We start from the raw sequence: 19,426 nt of genomic DNA, 5'->3' as shown, positions 1-19,426 counted from the left end.
CTTTCTTTTAGGGATATGGTGATAATAACTATGATGAAACAAGATTTTCAATTATCCATTAGCCAATCCAATGTTTCCGACAATTGTAAATACATAACACCTAAGATCATTGATGCAATTTCAGAAGGAGTAATGATTACTGACGTAAATAGTAAGATTGTGGATGTGAATCCTGCTTTTGAATTTGTTACTGGATATAAAAAAGAAGAAGTAATAGGAGAAAAGCCTGATGTATTACAGTCTGGCATTCATGGAAAAGAGTTCTATAAACTAATGTGGAATGAGCTCTGTCAAAAAGGTGAATGGCAAGGAGAAATATGGAACCGTCGAAAAACAGGGGACGTATACCCAGAATGGCTTAAAATTATGAAAGTAGATAGTAGTGATGGTAGCGTTTTAGGGTATTGCGGAGTATTTTCTGATTTGTCAGACGAAAAAAACATTGAGAGTGAACTAAAAAAACGTGCAATGACTGATTCCCTTACAGGTGTTTCAAATCGTTTTGCCTATAACGAACGTATGAATGTTTTATTGGATTCATCAAAAGGCCATAATTATCAACATGCAATTTTATTTTTGGACTTAGATCGATTTAAACAAGTGAATGATACACTTGGCCATTCAGTTGGAGATCAATTGCTTGTTGAAGTTACAAAGCGAATACAAACATTGCTAAAAAACAAAGATATATTGGCCCGTTACGGAGGTGATGAGTTTGTTATTACATTTACAGATATCCATCATCCGCGTGATGCTGTCCATTTAAGTGAGAAGATTATTCATCTATTAGAAGAACCTTTCATCATCGAAGATCAAAAATTATATATCTCATCAAGTATTGGTATAAGCATATATCCGCATGATGGAGCAGAAACTGAGACGTTATTAAATAAAGCTGATAAAGCGATGTATTATGCAAAGGAAAATGGCAAAAACCAATTTGCGTTTTATTTTGATGATTTACAAACAGATGCCAAACGAGCATTACTTTTAGATAATGAGTTACGAAGAGCAATTGAGCAAAAAAGTTTTGAACTATACTACCAGCCGAAAGTAGATATTAAAAAACATCAAATCATTGGTGTTGAAGCACTCGTGAGATGGAACAACGAGAAACTTGGCAATGTTTCACCAGCTGAATTTATTCCATATGCTGAAGAAACTGGTTTAATTATTCCTATTAGTGAATGCATTATTGATCGTGCATGCCAAGACGCACATATACTAGCGAGATCAGGTTTTAAGAATGTACCGATTGCAATCAATATATCAAGTATTCATTTCCATCAAAAAGGTTTTGTAAATTCAATCGAACAAATATTTATAAAAAATAATTTACCAGCACGCCAGTTTGAATTAGAACTAACGGAACGTACCATAATGAATAATGAAAGAGAAACCATTCGGAAATTAGTAAAACTAAAACAAATGGGATTTAAGCTTTCAATCGATGATTTTGGTACAGGATATTCGTCACTTAGTTATTTGGTACAATTCCCATTAAACTTTTTGAAAATTGACCGGAGTTTCATTCAACAAATTTGCTCGTTAAATGATAATCAAGCTGTTGTCGATGCAATTATTCAAATGGCACACCGTTTGCATATGAAAGTGATTGCAGAGGGTGTTGAACAGAGTGAACAAGTTAAATTGCTCGATAGTATGGATTGTGATATGATTCAAGGATATTACTATTCAAAACCGCTTCCATTAAATGAACTGATGGAATTCCTAGAATTTTGGGAATTGGAGTTAGAAGGGAAATAGGTATGACGAAATTTCAATTAGTAGCCACAGCGGCAATGGGTTTAGAATCTATTGTAGCTGATGAACTAAAAACTTTAGGATATACAACAACTACAGAGAACGGCAAAGTATATTTTGAAGGCGATGAAAAGGATATCGCAAAAACAAATTTATGGTTACGTGTAGCAGACCGTGTGAAAATCGTAGCAGGGAAATTTCCTGCCAAAACGTTTGAACAATTATTTGAAGGTGTTAAAGCAATCGAATGGGAAAAGTATTTGCCTGTAGATGCTGAATTTCCTGTTTCAGGTAAATCAGTGAAATCCAAATTATTTAGTGTTCCTGATTGCCAAGCCATTACGAAAAAAGCAATTGTTGAGCGTATGAAATATTATTATAAACGACTTGGTTTCTTAGAAGAGACTGGTCCTAAATATAAGATTGAAGTCTCTATTTTAAAAGATGAAGCAATTTTGACGATTGATACGAGTGGTGCAGGCTTGCATAAGCGTGGTTATCGATTAGATCAGGGGGAAGCGCCATTAAAAGAAACATTGGCGGCTGCACTTGTTTATATTTCCAAATGGAATCCTAGTCGTCCATTCGTAGATCCTTTCTGTGGTTCGGGTACAATTGCCTTAGAGGCTGCAATGATTGGACAAAATATGGCTCCAGGTTATAATCGTGAATTTATTAGTGAAGCATGGCCATGGATGAAGCAGAAAATTTGGGATGAAGTTCGAATGGAAGTTGAAGATGTTGCAAATTATGAACAACCTCTTCAAATTTTCGGATCAGATATCGATCATCGAATGGTGGAAATCGCTAAAACAAATGCCCGTGAAGCTGGGTTTGCTGATTTAATTACTTGGAAACAAATGCAAGTAACAGATTTTACAACGCATCTTACAGATGGGGTTATGATTGGAAATCCACCATATGGCGAACGTATCGGTGATATAGAATTAGTTGAGAAAATGATACATGATATGGGTATCATGATGAATAATTATCCATCATGGTCAGTTTATATGTTATCATCAATGGAAAACTTTGAAGTGTTATATGGAAAAAAAGCAACAAAGAAACGTAAACTATTTAATGGATTTATCAAAACAGATTACTATCAATTTTGGGGTCAACGTACACCAAAACAAGATTAATGATAAAAGATGAAAAATAAATTACTATTTAATGTTGCAAAATCATATTTTATTATTACATGAACGCTTCTATAATATTGTAGACTTATTTTATGAATATGTATTTGACGGGAGGGGGAGACCCCTTCCGTTTCGTTGTCTGTACGAGAGGGGAATTTGAATGAGACAATCTATACCATTTGCCTTATCCAAAGAAAAGTCTTTCTTTGATTCACTAGGAGACTGGATTGGCGATATTTTATACGACGAACTACCTGAAAAAGGGCTAGAATGTCGTGATGAGCAAATTTTCATGGCCTATCAAATCGAGAAAGTATTACGCGAAAAGTCTATTCTTTTCGCAGAAGCTGGAGTAGGCACAGGAAAAACAATCGCATATCTTTTGCCTGCGATTGCATATGCTCGATATACTGGAAAACCAGCATTAATAGCGTGTGCAGATGAAACATTAATCGACCAGCTCGTGAAAGAGGGCGGCGATATTTATAAATTGCAACAATATTTAGATTTAACAATCGATGTTCGTTTAGCGAAATCACGTGACCAATATTTATGCTTAAAGCGTTATGAGGAAGCAGAAAAATTTTCTGATGGCGAATATTTAGATGATATTGCAGAAACAATTCCAGACGGGGTATTTGGACAAGGAAAACTAGGCTTGTATGGTCAACATAGTGATTATCCCAATATTAGCGATGAAGAATGGAATCTAGTCAATTACAACTCAATTCAACAATGCTCAGTATGTGATTTGCGAAATCGTTGCGGTCAAACCTTGCATCGTGCACATTATCGTGAATCAACAGATCTTATTATTTGTTCTCAAGACTTTTTAATGGAAAATATTGCGACTAAGGAATCTCGTGAACGTGAAGGTCAATTAGCGTTATTACCTGAAGTATCAATGATTGTATTAGATGAAGGGCACTTATTGGAGTATGCAGCTCAAAAAGCAATGACTTATAAAGTACAAGATTATACAATTGTGCAACTTATCGACCGATTGATGGTAGATGGATTACGTGAAAAAACATTGTATACAATGGAACAATTGCAAGATGGTCACGAATTATTCTTTGATCAATTACGTGATGATGTCATTAGTTCAGATGAGGATCGTAAAAGAATAAAGAAATCTCCGTTGCTTATGAAATTAGGTAAAAAAGTAATTGATACTGTTGAAACATTGTTAGAGGAATTTGTTTTTGAATCAGAGCTTTATGTTATTCCTGAATATGAATTACGAATGGCAGAAGAGTTTTTGGAACAATATGAAGCAGCTATGAGAATCTTCATTGCACAAGGGGACGCTGTTGACTGGTTAGAAGAAACAGATGGGGAAGAAACACTCGTTATTATGCCACGTCTAATTACAGAGGTATTAGAAGAAAAAGTATTCTCTAAAAAAATACCTTACATCTTCTCATCAGCAACTTTGTCTATAAATAAAGATTTCAGTTATATTGCAGGAAGTTTAGGTATTAAAGATTATCAATCCTTCTCAGTAGCCTCACCATTTGATTATGAAGAAGTTATGCAAATTGTATTGCATCATTTAAATCAAGCAGAAAAAATACGTAGAGTCGAGGAATTATTAGAAGAAGGTAATCAGACATTAATACTATTTAAATCTAAACAAGCGATGGCAAGTTTCAAAGCACAAATTGACGAAAGAATTGCAGCTAAGGTTGGTTTTGAAGGGGATCGTGAACTTTCTTCTATTGTCCGAGATTTCCAAGAAGGTAAATTACAAGTATTATGTTCTTATCACTTATGGGAAGGTTTAGATCTACCAGAAGAAGCGCTAACTCGTGTTATTATTTTTGACTTACCATTCCCACCATATGATCCGTTATTTGATGCGAAACGTGCTTTTACTGATGATCCTTTCCATGATGTTGAACTTCCATTCATGCTATTACGGTTACAACAAGGAATGGGGCGACTTATCCGAACTTCAAATGATCATGGTGATATCCATATCCTATTAAATGAAGATGAAGCGCAGTACAAGAAACAAATAGAACCAATTTTTGCAGTACCTGCAACTGAAAGATGATTGAATAGTAAGGTGAACAAAAAATCCGCTCTCTCACAATAGAGAAAGCGGATTTTTTATGAGAATAATTACCAAATCTTGTAACCTTTAGAACCAAGAGGAGCATTTTGAATAATATCATAGATTGGGAATGTATAAGCGATTAAAATTAATGCTACTAAAATAACAATCCAAACTTTAAAGTTTTCAAAAATAGCTGGAGTTTTTTCTGCATTTGGTGCAACTGTTCCAATAGGGAATTCTTGTTCACCTTTTGGAGCAAACCAGCAAAGTTTTACGAAGATAATTAGGAATATGATAATCCCAATGAATAATAGCGTACCACCAACGGCTTGAGCGATTTGATAAGAAGCCCAAGTTTTTGCAATTTCAGCACCACCGTAATCAGAGAATGCTGAACGACGAGGAGCACCAAGTAAACCTTCAATATGCATTGAGCTAGACATGATTGCCATACCAACAGCCCAAATTATTGTTTGAATAATACCAAGACGATTTAATTCTTTTGTTAATGTACGACCTGTAAGATGAGGTACTAACCAATAAGCTGCACCGAAGAATGTTAAAACAACGGCAGTAGCAACTGTTAAGTGGAAGTGACCTGTTACCCAAATCGTGTTGTGAATCAATTGGTTCATTTGGTGGGATGCATTAACGATACCGCCAGCACCACCAGGGATGAAGATTAACATACCCATGAATGGAGCGAAGAAACGAACATCACCCCAAGGCAATTTTTTTAGCCAACCAAAAATGCCTTTACCGCCAAGCTCGCGGCCGCGAGTTTCAAATGTCGCAAACAGTGAGAAAGCAGTTAATAGTGATGGAATAACAACCATCATTGTTAATACAACTTGTAAGAATTTCCAAGATCCATCAACACCAGGTTCAGTTAATTGGTGATGAAGACCAACTGGAACTGAGAATAATACGAACAAAATAAATGATAAACGAGCTAGAGCGTCAGAGAAAATTTTACCACCAATTACTTTTGGAACAACAACATACCAAACCATGTATGCTGGTAATAACCAGAAGTAAACGAGTGCGTGACCAAATGACCAGAATAAGGTGCGAGATAATAAGATGTCGACACGTTCTACAAGGCCAAGAGACCAAGGTAATAATTGGAATAACACTTCAATAGCAACACCAATGGTTGCAACAAACCACATTAAGTTATTACATACTACCATGAAAGAAAGCAAAGGCGATGTTTGATTAGGATTTTCTTTACGCCATTGCATCCAACGAAGTGCTTGACCAAGGCCACCAATCCAAGATCCAACAACAACAAGTGTTAAACCTAAATAGAAAATCCAGTGTGCTTGTAGTGGAGCGTAGAATGTATAAAGTACAGAAGCTTGATTTAAAAGCACCATTGTTGCTGCCATTGCAGTACCGATTGTCATTGTCCAGAAACCAATCCAGCAAATCAATCTTTGTTTAGGAGATAATGTTCCTGAAGTACGACTAACTGCTGCAATTTGGAAACCATAGATAAAGAATGTTGTTAAGATTAATCCAAGCAATACACCGTGGACCGTTAATACTTGATAATAGCCAATTCCCCATGGTAATTCAAAATGACCTGAACGTACTAAAACTTGTAATAGACCTGCAGCACCACCTAAGAATAGGGCGATAAATGCAACATAAATATGAGCCATTGAGAGTTTGGCATCTCTAGAATCTACTTTTAATAGTTCCGTAGTTTTATAAGCTACTCTTCTTGAAATAGTTGTTTCTTTTTCGTTTACTTTAGCTTGATCGATTACTGTTTGACTCATTTTTTATCCACCACCTTAAGCATAGAATGCATTTGAGCGTGACCTACTCCACAATATTCATTACATACGATTAAGTAATCACCAGCTTTATCCACGGTCGTTGTATACTCAGAAATATAACCTGGTTCTAACATCATGTTGACGTTCGTTCCTGAAATTTCAAAACCGTGTACAACATCTTTTGAAGTAGCGATAAATTTAACTTTAGAACCGACTGGCACTTTTAGTTCAGGTGGATTGTAGTAGAAAGCAGAAGCTACTATAACTACTTCATAATCCCAGTCCTTACCAGATACTTTATGTACCCCAGGGTTGTTAAATGGTGCGATTTCATCAACTTTTTCATGGTTGATTGTGTTCTTTGCACTTGGTGGGTGACTCCCGTTGTGAAATGCCATAATACCGGTAATCAATAAAAATACGATTAGGGACCCAACACCAAATGTAAGCCAATATTTTTCATATTTATGAAGATGCATCGTTTTCCCTTCTTTCCTTCTAATTAAAAGCGATCAAGAAATAGACCAAAGCATGCAGCCCAAACAGCCACGATAATTACCCCTATAGTTAATACTAGATAGAAAGTCCCTTTTAGGTTTTCTTCGGGTTCATTTTTATTAGCCATATTGACCCCTCCTTTGTAATTTCAGTATTACATTTACTTCTCGAACTCATGATATAAAAAATAAAACACTTACGATGTGATAAAAGTCACACCTCTAGGTGAGAAATGTGAATGAAGTGTGAAAAAGAAATGATGAACTGGTGAAGTTGTAAAAATAGGAATTAATTGAAATGTTTAATAAATAAAATTCCACTATATTGAAAAAATTAAAGTTGTAATGGAGGGAGTTATAGTGTAATATACAACTAGTACACTATAACAGCAACAGGGGTGGAAGTATGAAAAGGTTTTTAGGATTATTAAAAAAAGAATGGCAAGTACAATATAAATGGCTTTTTACCACATGTATTTTAAGTATTTTGCTAACAGTAGCCATTCCGTTTTTAATCGATAAATATGTAGATTCAACTATAAATCAAGCAAATTCAATTTTCGCAATGGCATCCGTAATATCGTTTTTAACATTTCTAATAGTTTGTATTCAATTTGTAAAAAATCTAAATCAGGAGTTGAGACGTACAGATATCTGGTTACATAGCACAGCACCTTTCTATCAATTAATAGGTGCTAAATTATTATTTAGTATATTTTCGAATTTGATATTAGTATTTGTAATGACAATAGTCATGGTAATAACAGTAATGAGTAAAAGTCAGTTGACATTTCTACAAGATATTAAATTTATGTTGGCCATAAATTACATATCATTTATATCAATTGTATTTGTGTTACCCCTTGCATTAGTGTTATATACATGTTATTTAAAATTGAAAAAAAGACTCGGAAGATTAGCGATAATTGTGGTATTTATTTTACTAACATTCATTTCATATCTTTTTGTAAAAATATCAACTTCTGATCTTTATGATAAATTTTTCTTACAAGGCCCTACGACAAGTGAATGGATAGTTAATTCTATTCAACCTATTAGTAAAATTTTTAACACAGTTTTTATTATGGATGATATCTATTTACGTGAAGATATATTAAGCTTGCTAGTCACTTTATTCATAATAATCTTTAGTATTAAATGGTGTGAAAAGGTGGTTAAGGAATGACAGTTGATTTTTCAAGAGATAAACCTATTTACACACAGCTTGTTGAAAAAATTTGTGGAGATATTATACGGGGGAATCGTCAATTAGGTGATAAAATGCCATCTGTACGAGAATATGCAGTCGAAGTGGGAGTAAACGTTAATACGGTTCAACGTGTATATAAGGAGTTGGAGCAGATGAGATTAACTGAAACTAAAAGAGGACAAGGTACGTATATAACAAGTGATGAAAGTGAGATTTCAACTTTACGAGAACAGACGAAAGAAAAAATTGTAGAGCAGTTCTTTCATAACGTAACTGCATTTGGCTTTACCAAACAAGAAATCATAGAACAACTTCAAAAACATGGGGGTGACTAGTAGTGATTTGTGCACAACACGTAGCCTATGGCTATGGGAAAAAGACTGTTCTAGAAGATATTACTTTTCAACTGCCACCTGGTAAAATCATCGGTTTAGTAGGGGAAAATGGTAGTGGCAAATCAACTTTACTTCGACTATTAGCTGGTGTTAAGACTCCTACAAAAGGGAGTGTTCAAATAGATGGTGCGATTATTACACATCAAAGCGCTGAAAATATTGCGTATTTACCTGATATCGATGAGTTTTATCCACATTTAACAGGTGAAGAGATATTTACTTTTTATGCATCACAATTTGGAGACTTTTCAACTGCCAAGGCTGAAGAAATTGCAGCATTTTTGGAAGTAGAGACTGATAAAAAAATGAAGAAAATGTCAAAAGGCCAGCGGGGACGGATTAAAATGGCTGCGACACTTGGTCGAAACGTATCCTATTATTTAATGGATGAACCTTTTTCAGGATTGGATCCCATGGTTAGAGAATCTTTGTTAAAAGGACTTATAAAATTTATAGAGGGGAGGGATCAAACAATCTTATTATCAACACACGAACTCCATGATGTTGAGCCAATATTAGATGCGTTACTACTATTAAAAGATGGCAGGATTCATTCATTTGAAACGTTGGAGAATGTTAGAGAAGAGTGGCAGCAAGATGCTGTACAGTGGATGAAAAAACAATATAGAAAAGGATGATTTGATGAAACCAATCGTTGAATTGAAGCATTTATCAAAAACAATTAAGGGAAAAGAAATTATCAAAGATTTGAATATTGAACTTTATCCTGGACAAATTACAGGATTTCTAGGTCCAAATGGCGCTGGTAAAACAACTACCATACGAATGATGACTGGATTAATGAATCCTACAGAAGGTGAAGTTATTATCGATGGAATATCACTTTCACAAAACTTTGAAAAGGCAATTAGCAAAGTAGGTGTTATTGTAGAAAACCCTGAGATGTATAAATTTATGTCAGGATATAAAAACTTACTTCATTTTGCTAGAATGCACGACAATGTTACAAAAGAAAGAATTGCTGAAGTTGTACGATTAGTTGGACTTGAAAATCGTATAAATGAAAAAGTATCGACTTATTCATTAGGTATGCGACAAAGACTAGGCTTAGCCCAAGCATTATTACATCATCCGAAATTTTTAATTTTAGATGAACCAACGAATGGACTAGACCCTGCAGGAATTCGAGAATTTAGGGAACATCTTCGAACAATTGCTAAACAAGAGAACGTTTCAATTTTTGTATCGAGTCACTTACTTGCGGAAATCGAGTTAGTCTGTGATCGTATTGCCGTTATAAAAAGTGGAGAACTAATTGATATTCGCGAAATGGATGTTGAACAACAATCTACATATTATATTGAAGTTGAACAGCCTCTTGATGAAATTCTTAAGGAACAAGATTATAAATATGAAAAACATTCAAAAGGGTATTTGGTAGTAATCGAAAGAAAAGAAGTACCAAAGCTAATTGCAAGTTTAACAAACAAAGGAATTGATATTTATTCTGTACAACAGCATCATGAATCACTTGAAGATCAATTCTTAGAAATGACAGGAGGTGGCCAAATTGCTAAAACTATTGCAAAATGAGTGGATGAAATTATGGCATAAAAAAGGAACCTGGGTAATGCTCATTATATTAGTCTTATCAATATTAACAATGGCTGGTATTCATAAATGGGCAAATAACAATGAAATGGAAAATAAAGGCGACTGGAAAACGGTTGAACAACAATCTATTAAACAACAACAATCGATGATTAAAGGTGGAGATCTATCGAAAAAACAATTACAAAATGCGGAAGATTCAATTCAAATTTCCGAATATCGTTTAAAAAACAATGTACAGCCTATTGATACAGGAAGTGCTCAATCTTATGTTGAAGATAGCTCTATGCTTTTATCGCTAATCAGTCTATTTGCGACTATTATCGCTGCGGGCATTGTTTCAAGTGAATTTGCAACAGGGACAATTAAGATGCTTCTTACACGTCCAGTTAATCGTGCCAAAATATTAACTTCAAAACTATTAACAGTCATTATTTTTGCAATATCAATGGCAATACTAACATGGATATTAAACTTAATTGTAGGCACAGTTTTATATGGTTTCTCCTCAGGGACAAACTTAATTGTTGAAGGGAATAAAGTAGTTGAATCTTCATTACTTGCTCATTCAATGTATATGTATTTGTTAACATTTGGGGACATTCTTATGTCCATTGTTTTTGCTTTCATGATTGGAAGTATTTTCCGTTCTAGTTCATTAGCGATTGGGCTTACTTTATTTATTAGCTTTATGGGATCTAGCATTGTTGTATTTTTAAGTAAATATGAATTTGTTAAATATTTGTGGATTCCAAACACGGATTTAACTCAATTTGAGACTGGATATTCTATTGTAGAAGGCTTAACAATGCCGTTTTCTCTAACAATTTTAGCAATTTATGCAGTACTTTTCTTATTAGCAAGCTTTATCTCATTTGTAAAACGTGATGTAACTGCTTAAAGTTAAAGGAATTTGATGGTCAATTTACATTGGTGGCTAATAAGTCCTTAAAAAGAAAAGAGACAACGAAATCGAATTGTTTCGGTGTCTCTTTTCTTATTTTTGAAAATAGATTTTTGTACAGCACTAACTTTTTTTTATTACGATTAAATTAAATTGAAAAATCCTCTGGAATAAATACCTTTAATTGTTTTGGACGAATATAAACTTGCTCACCACGTTGTAATTTCAATGAACGGAACTGTTCCTTTGATAACTCAGCTTCCAAATATTCATCAACATCCTGACGATGTAGCTCAATTTGCACAATTGGACCGATAGCATGAATAAAAATAATTTTAGCAGGTACCATATCTTCTGAAATGGCTGTTCGTTCAATTTGAATATCATGTGGCCGAACGTAGCCGATAGCTTCAATATCGTTCTGAGTAAATTCTTCATCGACTGGACCTGTATAGCTTCCATGAACAAGCTGACCGTTTTTTAATCGTCCTTTAAATAGGTTGACATTGCCAAGAAAGTCATAAACAAAAGGACTATTTGGATGGTCATATACATCTTCTGGAGTACCAACTTGTTCAATCCTTCCTTTATTCATAACAACGATTCGGTCAGCAACGTCTAGAGCTTCCTCCTGATCATGTGTTACGAAAATACTTGTTACGTGAAACTCATTATGCATTTTTCGTAGCCAGCGTCGTAAATCTTTTCGTACCTTTGCATCAAGTGCTCCAAATGGTTCATCTAACAGAAGCACCTTTGGATCGACAGCAAGTGCTCGGGCAAGTGCGACACGCTGCCTTTGACCACCAGACAATTGGTTAGGAAAGCGATCAGCAAAGTGTTCAAGTTTCACGAGTGATAAAAGTGTATGTACCTTGTTAGCAATTTCTTTTTTAGATGGACGAGACTTACGTGAACGAACCTTTAGTCCATAAGCAACATTGTCAAATACCGTCATATGCTTAAAGAGGGCATAATGTTGGAAAACAAATCCAATGTTACGTTCCTTTGCGTTAATTTCGGTAATATTTTCTCCATCAAATAAAATAACACCCTCATCAAGGTCTTCAAGACCCGCAATAATACGAAGTAACGACGTTTTACCGGATCCGGATGGACCAAGAAGTGCAATGAGTTCGCCTGTTTTAATGTTCAAAGAAATATTGTCTAAAGCTTGAAAACTGCCAAACTGCTTTTTTACATTTTGAATCGTAATACTCATATACATTCCTCCTAATGCTGCTTCGTTTTCCATTCAATTATGTTTTTAATAATGATTGTAATTAGTGCTAATATCGACATCAATGATGCAACCGCAAAAGCTGCCGAAAATTGATATTCATTGTATAAAACCTCGATATGTAGAGGCATGGTATTTGTTAGACCACGAACATGTCCTGATACGACTGAAACGGCACCAAATTCACCCATCACACGGGCATTACATAAAATGACCCCATAAAATAGACCCCATTTGATATTAGGGAGTGTAACCTTGATAAAAGTCGTAAAGGCACCTGCTCCTAAACTTATGGATGCCTCTTCCTCTTGCGTTCCTTGTGTTTGCATTAATGGAATAAGTTCTCTTGCAACGAATGGAACAGTAACAAAGAGTGAAGCTAAAATAATGCCTGGTAATGCAAATACAATTTGAACATTTTGATTTAATAGCCACTCGCCTAATAGCCCTTGCGCACCAAACAGCAGAATAAATACTAAACCTGCGATTACAGGGGATACAGCAAATGGGAGATCGATTAATGTCGTTAATAAATTTTTTCCTCGAAAATCAAACTTTGTAATGGTCCATGCAGCAGCTACTCCAAAAATTGTATTAATTGGGACAACAATAGTGGCCAGTAGCAATGTTAACTTAATAGCAGAAAGTGCATCGGGTTCGGTAACCGATGCAATATAAACTTCCATTCCTTTTTTAAAGGCGGTAATAAAAATCGTTAGAAGTGGAAGAACTAAAAAAATTAGAAGGAATAATAGAGAAATGGTCGTAAGTGTAAAACGAATAATCCATGGCTCTTTTAAGGTTGCATTTCCAGCCTTCTGCTTAGAGGTGACCTCAGTATGGGCGATTATCAGTTGTTTTTCCATGCTTACTCCTCCTATGCACTATATTTTCGATTAAAGAGCCATTGAATTATATTCATTACTAGTAAAATCACGAATGAAGATATGAGTAAGACAATAGCTATCGCAGTTGCACCTGCATAATCATATTGCTCAAGTTTCGTCATTATAAGCAGAGGAGCTATTTCTGTTTTCATCGGCATATTGCCAGCGATAAAAACGACAGATCCATATTCACCAAGGGCACGAGAAAAGGCAAGTGTAAAGCCAGTTAAGATGGCAGGGATTAGCTCAGGGAAAATAACTCTCGTAAATGTCTGCCAGCGACTGGCTCCAAGACTAGCAGATGCTTCCTCAGATTCCGATGAAAAGTTTTGTAGCACCGGTTGTACTGTTCGAACTACAAATGGTAATCCGATAAATGTTAAAGCAATAATGATTCCAATTGGAGTGAATGCTATTTTAAAAGGAAAAAGGTTACCAATCCATCCGTTCGGTGCATATAGGTTAGTTAGCGCAATCCCTGCAACAGCAGTAGGCAGAGCAAATGGAAGATCGACAAGACCATCCATAAGCTTTTTGCCAACAAAATCATAGCGAATAAGTACCCAAGCAATGATGGTGCCAAAAACGACATTAATAATCGCTGCAACAAACGAAGTCCCAAATGTTAGCTTATACGATGCTACAACACGAGCATCTGTAATAGTTTTAATAAAATCATGCCAACTTAACTGCATGGTATTCCAGAAGAGCATGGAAAGAGGCAACAGTACTAAAATACTTAAGTAAAGTAATGTAAAACCGAGTGAAAGTTTAAATCCCGGAAGAACGGTTAATTTTTTCTTACGAAATAAAGCGGTTGTCATCAAACTCCTCCTTACTGATTATTAGGAGTATAAATGGAATCAAACGTACCACCATCGCTGAAGTGCTCCTTCTGAGCCTTTTGCCAGCCTCCAAAATCATCAATTGTAATTAATTTAAGGTTTGGAAATTGTTTTTTATGCTCCTTTAAAATTTTCTCGTTACGTGGACGATAATAATTGTCAGCAGCAATTTCTTGACCTTCATCTGTATATAAAAAGTTTAAGTATGCATTTGCTACTTTTTCAGAGCCCTTTGCTTTAGCATTTTTATCAACAACTGCTACAGGTGGCTCTGCTAAAATACTTAATGATGGTGTAATTATTTCAAATTTGTCCTTACCAAGTTCTTTTAATGATAGATAAGCTTCATTTTCCCATGCAATTAAAACATCGCCAATTTGTCGTTCTGTAAATGTTGTTGTTGAACCACGAGCACCTGAGTCAAGGACCTCTACATTGTTATAAAGCTTTTGCATAAAGTCCTTAATTTTTGTCTCATCACCGTGAAATTGTCGATCTGCATAACCCCATGCAGCTAAATAGTTCCAACGTGCTCCCCCAGAAGTTTTTGGGTTTGGTGTAATGACGGAGACATTTTTCTTCACAAGATCGTCCCAGTCTTGAATATGCTTTGGATTTCCTTTGCGTACGAGGAACACAATTGTTGAAGTGTATGGAGAGGAATGATCGGGTAATTCCTCTTGCCAGTCCTTATTAATTAGATTACGATTTGCAGCGATTTCATCGATATCATAAGCAAGCGCTAGCGTTACAACATCCGCCTGTAAGCCATCGATTACAGCACGTCCTTGCTTTCCAGAGCCACCATGAGATTGTTGAATTTTAACGGTCTGTCCTGTTTTTTCTTTCCATTCTTTTGTGAAGGATTTGTTGATCTCTTCATACAATTCTCGTGTTGGATCATAGGATACATTTAGTAAATTAATTGTTTTATCAGTGCTTGCTGAGCCCTTTTGATCAGAGCTAGAACACCCACCAATCACCATTGCCAGTGAGCTTGCAGCGAAAAATGCAGCGAATTTTTTTGTAGTTTTCATATACTTTTCACACTCCTTTAACTTATTAGTTGTTGTTTTCAAAAAAGCATCGAAAGAATATTAATGTACTGCTGAAAGAGTAAAAAACGAAAAAGACTACAGTCAATCACACATTCTCAGTGTCATTAACTGTAGCCTTCAGTTTGTCTGATCAGCTCGTTTTGCTTTATGTAATATTAAAACACATATTTCCTATTAGTCAACTAAGAATTAAAAAATATTTATTGTTTTCTGTTTTTTTAGAATACTAGTTGACAGGTTGGTTATATATGATTTATACTTCGAAACAATTCACTTATTCGTGAATCAATATTATATTAGCTAACCAGACAACTGGAGGCGCTTTTAATGGTTCTTGCCATTAGAGCGCCTTTTTTTAATGGGAGGAGGGTAAAAAATGCTTACTTTTGAAACATTTGAAGAAGCGAAAATTCCTACAATCGAACAAGATCCTCTTTATAAGGGAGCGCTCGAAGTCTTAAAGTGGAGCTATGATACGTATAAAGAACAGCTTGTTTATGGCTGTAGCTTTGGTATTGAGGGGATCGTACTTATTGATCTAATCGCAAAAATAAAACCGGATGCAAGGATTGTTTTTTTAGACACAAATCTTCATTTTCAGGAAACATACGATACTATTCAAAAGGTAAAAGGAAAATATCCAAGTCTTCAAATTGAAATGAAGCAGCCAAAGCTTTTACTCGTGGAGCAAGCGTCCCAATATGGTGAAAAGCTGTGGGAAACAAATCCAAATGAATGCTGCAGAATTCGAAAGATTGAGCCACTACATGAGGAGTTGTCCGGTGCAACTGCTTGGATTTCGGGACTCCGAAGAGAGCAAAGTCCAACGCGAGCAAATACAGAGTATTTTAACAAAGATTCAAAATTCGAGGCTATTAAAATCTGCCCACTTATTTATTGGACGTGGAAAGATGTTTGGCGTTATGTTTCAAATCATAATCTACCGTATAACATTTTACACGATCAGGGTTATCCAAGCATAGGCTGTGAAAAATGTACGAAGCCTGCTTGGACAGTTGATGATTTACGCTCAGGTCGCTGGCGAAATTCAGGAAAAACAGAATGTGGCCTACATGGCTAATTAGAGGAGGAATTGAATATGACAAACGTTGTTCATGGTGGAAAGTTAGTATCTCGATACAATCCATCACTAAATATTTCTTTAATTAATAAAACAATTACACTTGACGCAATCGCTTTAAGTGATTTAGAACTAATCGGTATTGGTGGTTATAGTCCAATTACAGGCTTTTTTAATGAAGAGGATTATCTTTCAGTTGTCGAACGTTTACGACTAGCCGATGGAACTGTTTGGAGTATTCCTATTACTTTACCGATTTCAGACGATGAAATAGCAACTATTGAAATTGGGGATACAGTAAAGCTTGAAAAAGATGGTGTTACATATGGTGTGATTGAGATTGCCTCTATTTATACGCCAGATAAACAAAAAGAAGCTGAAAATATTTACGGTACGAAGGACAAGGCACATCCTGGTGTATCAAAGCTTTTCTCTCGACCAAATACATATGTGGGCGGGAACATTACATTAATTCATAGACAAGAACCTGCATTTGAAGAATATACGTTTACACCAGCTGAAACACGTGCCATTTTTGATGAAAAAGGCTGGGATACAATTGTAGGCTTCCAAACTCGAAATCCGGTTCATCGTGCGCATGAATATATTCAAAAGGCAGCTTTAGAAACAATTGATGGTCTATTTTTAAATCCGTTAGTCGGTGAAACGAAATCCGATGATATATCTGCTGAAGTACGAATGGAAAGTTATCAAGTATTGCTTAAAAATTATTATCCCAAAAATCGTGTTCATCTAGGTATTTTCCCAGCTGCGATGCGTTACGCAGGTCCAAGAGAGGCAATCTTCCATGCGCTTGTACGTAAAAACTATGGATGCACGCATTTTATCGTTGGTCGTGACCATGCAGGTGTGGGTGATTACTATGGAACATATGACGCACAAAAAATCTTTGATCAATTTACAGCTGAAGAACTAGGAATTCAACCTCTTAAATTTGAGCATAGCTTCTATTGCACAGCGTGTGAGGGAATGGCTACAACTAAAACATGCCCTCATGACCATGAACATCATATTATTTTATCTGGTACAAAGGTTCGCGAAATGCTTCGTAATGGTGAGATACCACCAACAACTTTTAGCCGTAAAGAAGTTGTCGAAGTGCTTATCAAGGGTATGAGAGAAAAGGCAAAAGTATAGGGGGTCAATAATTATGGCAGAAAATATTGTATGGCATGACGCGTCTGTTACCAAGGAAGAGCGTGAGGAGAAAAGTGGGCAAAAAAGTGTAATTCTTTGGTTTACTGGATTATCAGCTTCTGGAAAGTCAACGATTGCAAATGCCTTTGCCCGTGAGGTTTTTAACCGTGGAAAGGGTGTATATGTGCTTGATGGCGATAATATTCGTCACGGTCTAAATAAGGATTTAGGTTTTGATGAAGAAAGCCGAAAGGAAAATATACGTAGAATAGGTGAGGTCGCAAAACTATTTGTAGATGCTGGTCAAATCGTCTGCACGTCATTTATTTCGCCGTATCGTCAGGATCGGGAAGTCGTTCGTCAATTAGTAGAAGATGAAGAATTTCTTGAAGTATATGTAAAGGCATCTTTGGAGATTTGTGAAAAGCGAGATCCTAAGGGGTTATATAAAAAAGCTAAGGCTGGAGAAATACCAAACTTTACAGGAGTTTCAGCACCTTACGAGGCTCCGATTAATCCGGAAATCATATTAGATACGGAGCAATACTCTATAGAGGAATGTGTACAGCAGCTAATAAATGAATTAAATATATAGTAATTCGGTAAGGGCCACCTAGCTTTTGGCTAGGCGGCTTTCATATTGAAAAATTAATAAAAAAACAATTGACAAAAAATACTAACAAGTCTAAAATAATGTCAAGCATATAAAACCTATTAGTTTACTAAGTATTTAAGTAAGGGGAATGCAAATGCCAATTACTAAGCAAGAAAAATTAAAAGCTATTGAAAAAGCCATCGAGGGTATCCAATTCGGAGAAGTACAAATTACGATTCAGGATGGTGTTATCGTTCAAATTAATCGGGTTGAAAAGCAACGATTTCAAAAAAATACAAAAGGTAAATAATGATAAGGTTAGCCGACTAGACAACTAGAGGTATCCAGCTATATGAATCTTTCACTAGATGTTTTGTGAAGATTTATATAGCTGGGTGCCTTTTTTTAAACCTAAATTCTACTGCTTAGAGGTGATTGAATGAGTAAAGTATATATTGTAGGTGCAGGTCCAGGAGATATCGAGCTTATTACGGTAAAGGGACTCCGCTGCATAAAAGAGGCAGACGTTATTTTATACGATCGATTATTGAATAAGGAATTATTAAGCTATGCGAAACCAGACGCCGAGCTCATTTTCTGTGGTAAGCTACCAAATCGTCATGCGATGATTCAGGAAAGTATAAACGAATCACTCGTGCGTTATGCCATGCAGGGGAAGATAGTCACTCGTTTAAAGGGGGGCGATCCATTCGTCTTCGGTAGAGGTGCAGAAGAGGCAGAGGTACTTGCCAATAAGAAAATTCCATTCGAGATAGTACCGGGTATTACGTCAGGTATTGCCGCTCCAGCCTATGCAGGCATTCCTGTAACGCACCGTGACTTAAGCGCTAGCTTTGCAATTGTGACAGGTCATCGTCAGTTTGGAAAAGATGACGATCTAAAATGGGAATCACTAGTCCATATCGAAACACTCGCTATTTATATGGGTGTAAAAAACCTACCATATATCGTGTCACAGCTTCTTAAGTTTGGACGGATAAAGGAATCGCCTGTGGCCCTTGTACATTGGGGTACTTATGATAAGCAGGAAACAGTTACCGGAACACTTGAAAACATTGAATCTATTGTAGCAGAATCGAATATTTCAAACCCTTCGATGATTATCGTAGGGGAGGTTGTCAAACTACGTGAAAAAATCCAATGGTTTCAAGAGCAATCAAATCTTAAACAAAAAGCTACTGGACTAGTAGGCTATTAGGAGGTAA

At 35.8% G+C, this 19,426-nt stretch carries 20 protein-coding genes; 13 read left to right on the top strand and 7 right to left on the bottom strand.

Features of this window, described 5'->3' with window-relative positions; genetic code table 11:
• Positions 1 to 30 precede the first annotated feature (30 nt).
• The 3 genes from ACIQ4I_RS04875 (at position 31) to ACIQ4I_RS04865 (ending at position 4,968) form a co-directional block, all read left to right on the top strand.
• Positions 31 to 1,767 carry a putative bifunctional diguanylate cyclase/phosphodiesterase gene (locus tag ACIQ4I_RS04875; RefSeq protein ID WP_403093476.1) on the top strand — a complete coding sequence of 579 codons (1,737 nt, stop codon included), beginning with the start codon at positions 31 to 33 and terminating at the stop codon, positions 1,765 to 1,767.
• Positions 1,768 to 1,769: 2 nt separating this feature from the next.
• A complete protein-coding gene (locus ACIQ4I_RS04870) occupies positions 1,770 to 2,909 on the top strand; it encodes a THUMP domain-containing class I SAM-dependent RNA methyltransferase (RefSeq protein ID WP_403093473.1) in 1,140 nt (379 codons plus the stop codon).
• Between the two features lie 160 nt (positions 2,910 to 3,069).
• Positions 3,070 to 4,968: an ATP-dependent DNA helicase gene (locus tag ACIQ4I_RS04865; protein ID WP_403093470.1), complete on the top strand. Its 1,899-nt coding sequence runs from the start codon at positions 3,070 to 3,072 to the stop codon at positions 4,966 to 4,968.
• 68 nt (positions 4,969 to 5,036) lie between these two features.
• Here ACIQ4I_RS04865 and ACIQ4I_RS04860 read toward each other — a convergent pair whose 3' ends face one another.
• From ACIQ4I_RS04860 to ACIQ4I_RS04850, 3 genes are all read right to left on the bottom strand, one after another.
• Positions 5,037 to 6,638, bottom strand: coding sequence for a b(o/a)3-type cytochrome-c oxidase subunit 1 (locus ACIQ4I_RS04860; protein WP_403095060.1), 1,602 nt, complete (start codon positions 6,636 to 6,638; stop codon positions 5,037 to 5,039).
• 116 nt (positions 6,639 to 6,754) lie between these two features.
• Positions 6,755 to 7,237 (bottom strand): cytochrome c oxidase subunit II, encoded by a 483-nt coding sequence (locus tag ACIQ4I_RS04855; RefSeq protein ID WP_403093467.1) that lies wholly within the window; start codon positions 7,235 to 7,237, stop codon positions 6,755 to 6,757.
• A 23-nt stretch (positions 7,238 to 7,260) separates the two neighbouring features.
• Positions 7,261 to 7,383, bottom strand: a complete 123-nt coding sequence (locus tag ACIQ4I_RS04850; RefSeq protein WP_403093464.1) for a hypothetical protein — start codon at positions 7,381 to 7,383, stop codon at positions 7,261 to 7,263.
• Between the two features lie 278 nt (positions 7,384 to 7,661).
• On the opposite strand from ACIQ4I_RS04850, the gene ACIQ4I_RS04845 reads away from it, so the two are divergent.
• From ACIQ4I_RS04845 to ACIQ4I_RS04825, 5 genes are read left to right on the top strand one after another with little or no spacing between them, the layout of a single operon-like run.
• Positions 7,662 to 8,441 carry a hypothetical protein gene (locus tag ACIQ4I_RS04845; protein WP_403093461.1) on the top strand — a complete coding sequence of 260 codons (780 nt, stop codon included), beginning with the start codon at positions 7,662 to 7,664 and terminating at the stop codon, positions 8,439 to 8,441.
• Positions 8,438 to 8,800: a GntR family transcriptional regulator gene (locus ACIQ4I_RS04840; protein WP_403093459.1), complete on the top strand. Its 363-nt coding sequence runs from the start codon at positions 8,438 to 8,440 to the stop codon at positions 8,798 to 8,800. The genes ACIQ4I_RS04845 and ACIQ4I_RS04840 overlap by 4 nt, the downstream gene beginning before the upstream one ends.
• A gap of 2 nt (positions 8,801 to 8,802) precedes the next feature.
• On the top strand, positions 8,803 to 9,498 hold the full coding sequence (locus tag ACIQ4I_RS04835) for an ABC transporter ATP-binding protein (protein WP_403093457.1): 696 nt from the start codon (positions 8,803 to 8,805) through the stop codon (positions 9,496 to 9,498).
• A gap of 1 nt (position 9,499) precedes the next feature.
• On the top strand, positions 9,500 to 10,414 hold the full coding sequence (locus ACIQ4I_RS04830; protein WP_403093455.1) for an ABC transporter ATP-binding protein: 915 nt from the start codon (positions 9,500 to 9,502) through the stop codon (positions 10,412 to 10,414).
• Positions 10,392 to 11,333, top strand: a complete 942-nt coding sequence (locus ACIQ4I_RS04825) for an ABC transporter permease (RefSeq protein ID WP_403093452.1) — start codon at positions 10,392 to 10,394, stop codon at positions 11,331 to 11,333. Before ACIQ4I_RS04830 ends, ACIQ4I_RS04825 begins: the two co-directional genes overlap by 23 nt.
• Before the next feature lie 151 nt (positions 11,334 to 11,484).
• On the opposite strand, the gene ACIQ4I_RS04820 is transcribed toward ACIQ4I_RS04825, so the two are convergent.
• From ACIQ4I_RS04820 to ACIQ4I_RS04805, 4 genes are read right to left on the bottom strand one after another with little or no spacing between them, the layout of a single operon-like run.
• Positions 11,485 to 12,558 carry a sulfate/molybdate ABC transporter ATP-binding protein gene (locus ACIQ4I_RS04820; RefSeq protein ID WP_403093449.1) on the bottom strand — a complete coding sequence of 358 codons (1,074 nt, stop codon included), beginning with the start codon at positions 12,556 to 12,558 and terminating at the stop codon, positions 11,485 to 11,487.
• Positions 12,559 to 12,569: 11 nt separating this feature from the next.
• Positions 12,570 to 13,442, bottom strand: a complete 873-nt coding sequence (gene cysW / locus ACIQ4I_RS04815) for a sulfate ABC transporter permease subunit CysW (protein WP_403093447.1) — start codon at positions 13,440 to 13,442, stop codon at positions 12,570 to 12,572.
• A gap of 11 nt (positions 13,443 to 13,453) precedes the next feature.
• Positions 13,454 to 14,287: a sulfate ABC transporter permease subunit CysT gene (gene cysT / locus ACIQ4I_RS04810; protein ID WP_403093445.1), complete on the bottom strand. Its 834-nt coding sequence runs from the start codon at positions 14,285 to 14,287 to the stop codon at positions 13,454 to 13,456.
• A gap of 11 nt (positions 14,288 to 14,298) precedes the next feature.
• Positions 14,299 to 15,345 (bottom strand): sulfate ABC transporter substrate-binding protein, encoded by a 1,047-nt coding sequence (locus ACIQ4I_RS04805; RefSeq protein ID WP_403093443.1) that lies wholly within the window; start codon positions 15,343 to 15,345, stop codon positions 14,299 to 14,301.
• Positions 15,346 to 15,742: 397 nt separating this feature from the next.
• Between ACIQ4I_RS04805 and ACIQ4I_RS04800 the strand changes: the two genes are divergently transcribed.
• From ACIQ4I_RS04800 to cobA, 5 genes are all read left to right on the top strand, one after another.
• Positions 15,743 to 16,447 carry a phosphoadenylyl-sulfate reductase gene (locus ACIQ4I_RS04800; protein WP_403093440.1) on the top strand — a complete coding sequence of 235 codons (705 nt, stop codon included), beginning with the start codon at positions 15,743 to 15,745 and terminating at the stop codon, positions 16,445 to 16,447.
• An 18-nt stretch (positions 16,448 to 16,465) separates the two neighbouring features.
• On the top strand, positions 16,466 to 17,605 hold the full coding sequence (gene sat, locus ACIQ4I_RS04795; RefSeq protein WP_403093437.1) for a sulfate adenylyltransferase: 1,140 nt from the start codon (positions 16,466 to 16,468) through the stop codon (positions 17,603 to 17,605).
• A 13-nt stretch (positions 17,606 to 17,618) separates the two neighbouring features.
• Positions 17,619 to 18,200 (top strand): adenylyl-sulfate kinase, encoded by a 582-nt coding sequence (gene cysC / locus ACIQ4I_RS04790; RefSeq protein WP_403093434.1) that lies wholly within the window; start codon positions 17,619 to 17,621, stop codon positions 18,198 to 18,200.
• A 154-nt stretch (positions 18,201 to 18,354) separates the two neighbouring features.
• On the top strand, positions 18,355 to 18,510 hold the full coding sequence (locus ACIQ4I_RS04785) for a YezD family protein (RefSeq protein WP_397537738.1): 156 nt from the start codon (positions 18,355 to 18,357) through the stop codon (positions 18,508 to 18,510).
• Positions 18,511 to 18,639: 129 nt separating this feature from the next.
• The gene (cobA, locus tag ACIQ4I_RS04780) at positions 18,640 to 19,419 is read left to right on the top strand and encodes a uroporphyrinogen-III C-methyltransferase (protein WP_403093431.1); all 780 of its coding nucleotides are present in this window, start codon (positions 18,640 to 18,642) and stop codon (positions 19,417 to 19,419) included.
• The last annotated feature ends 7 nt before the right edge of the window (positions 19,420 to 19,426 follow it).

The organism is Rummeliibacillus sp. NPDC094406 (genome assembly GCF_044763875.1).
GTDB lineage: Bacteria > Bacillota > Bacilli > Bacillales_A > Planococcaceae > Rummeliibacillus.
This window is presented reverse-complemented; position numbering and strand designations above follow the sequence as displayed.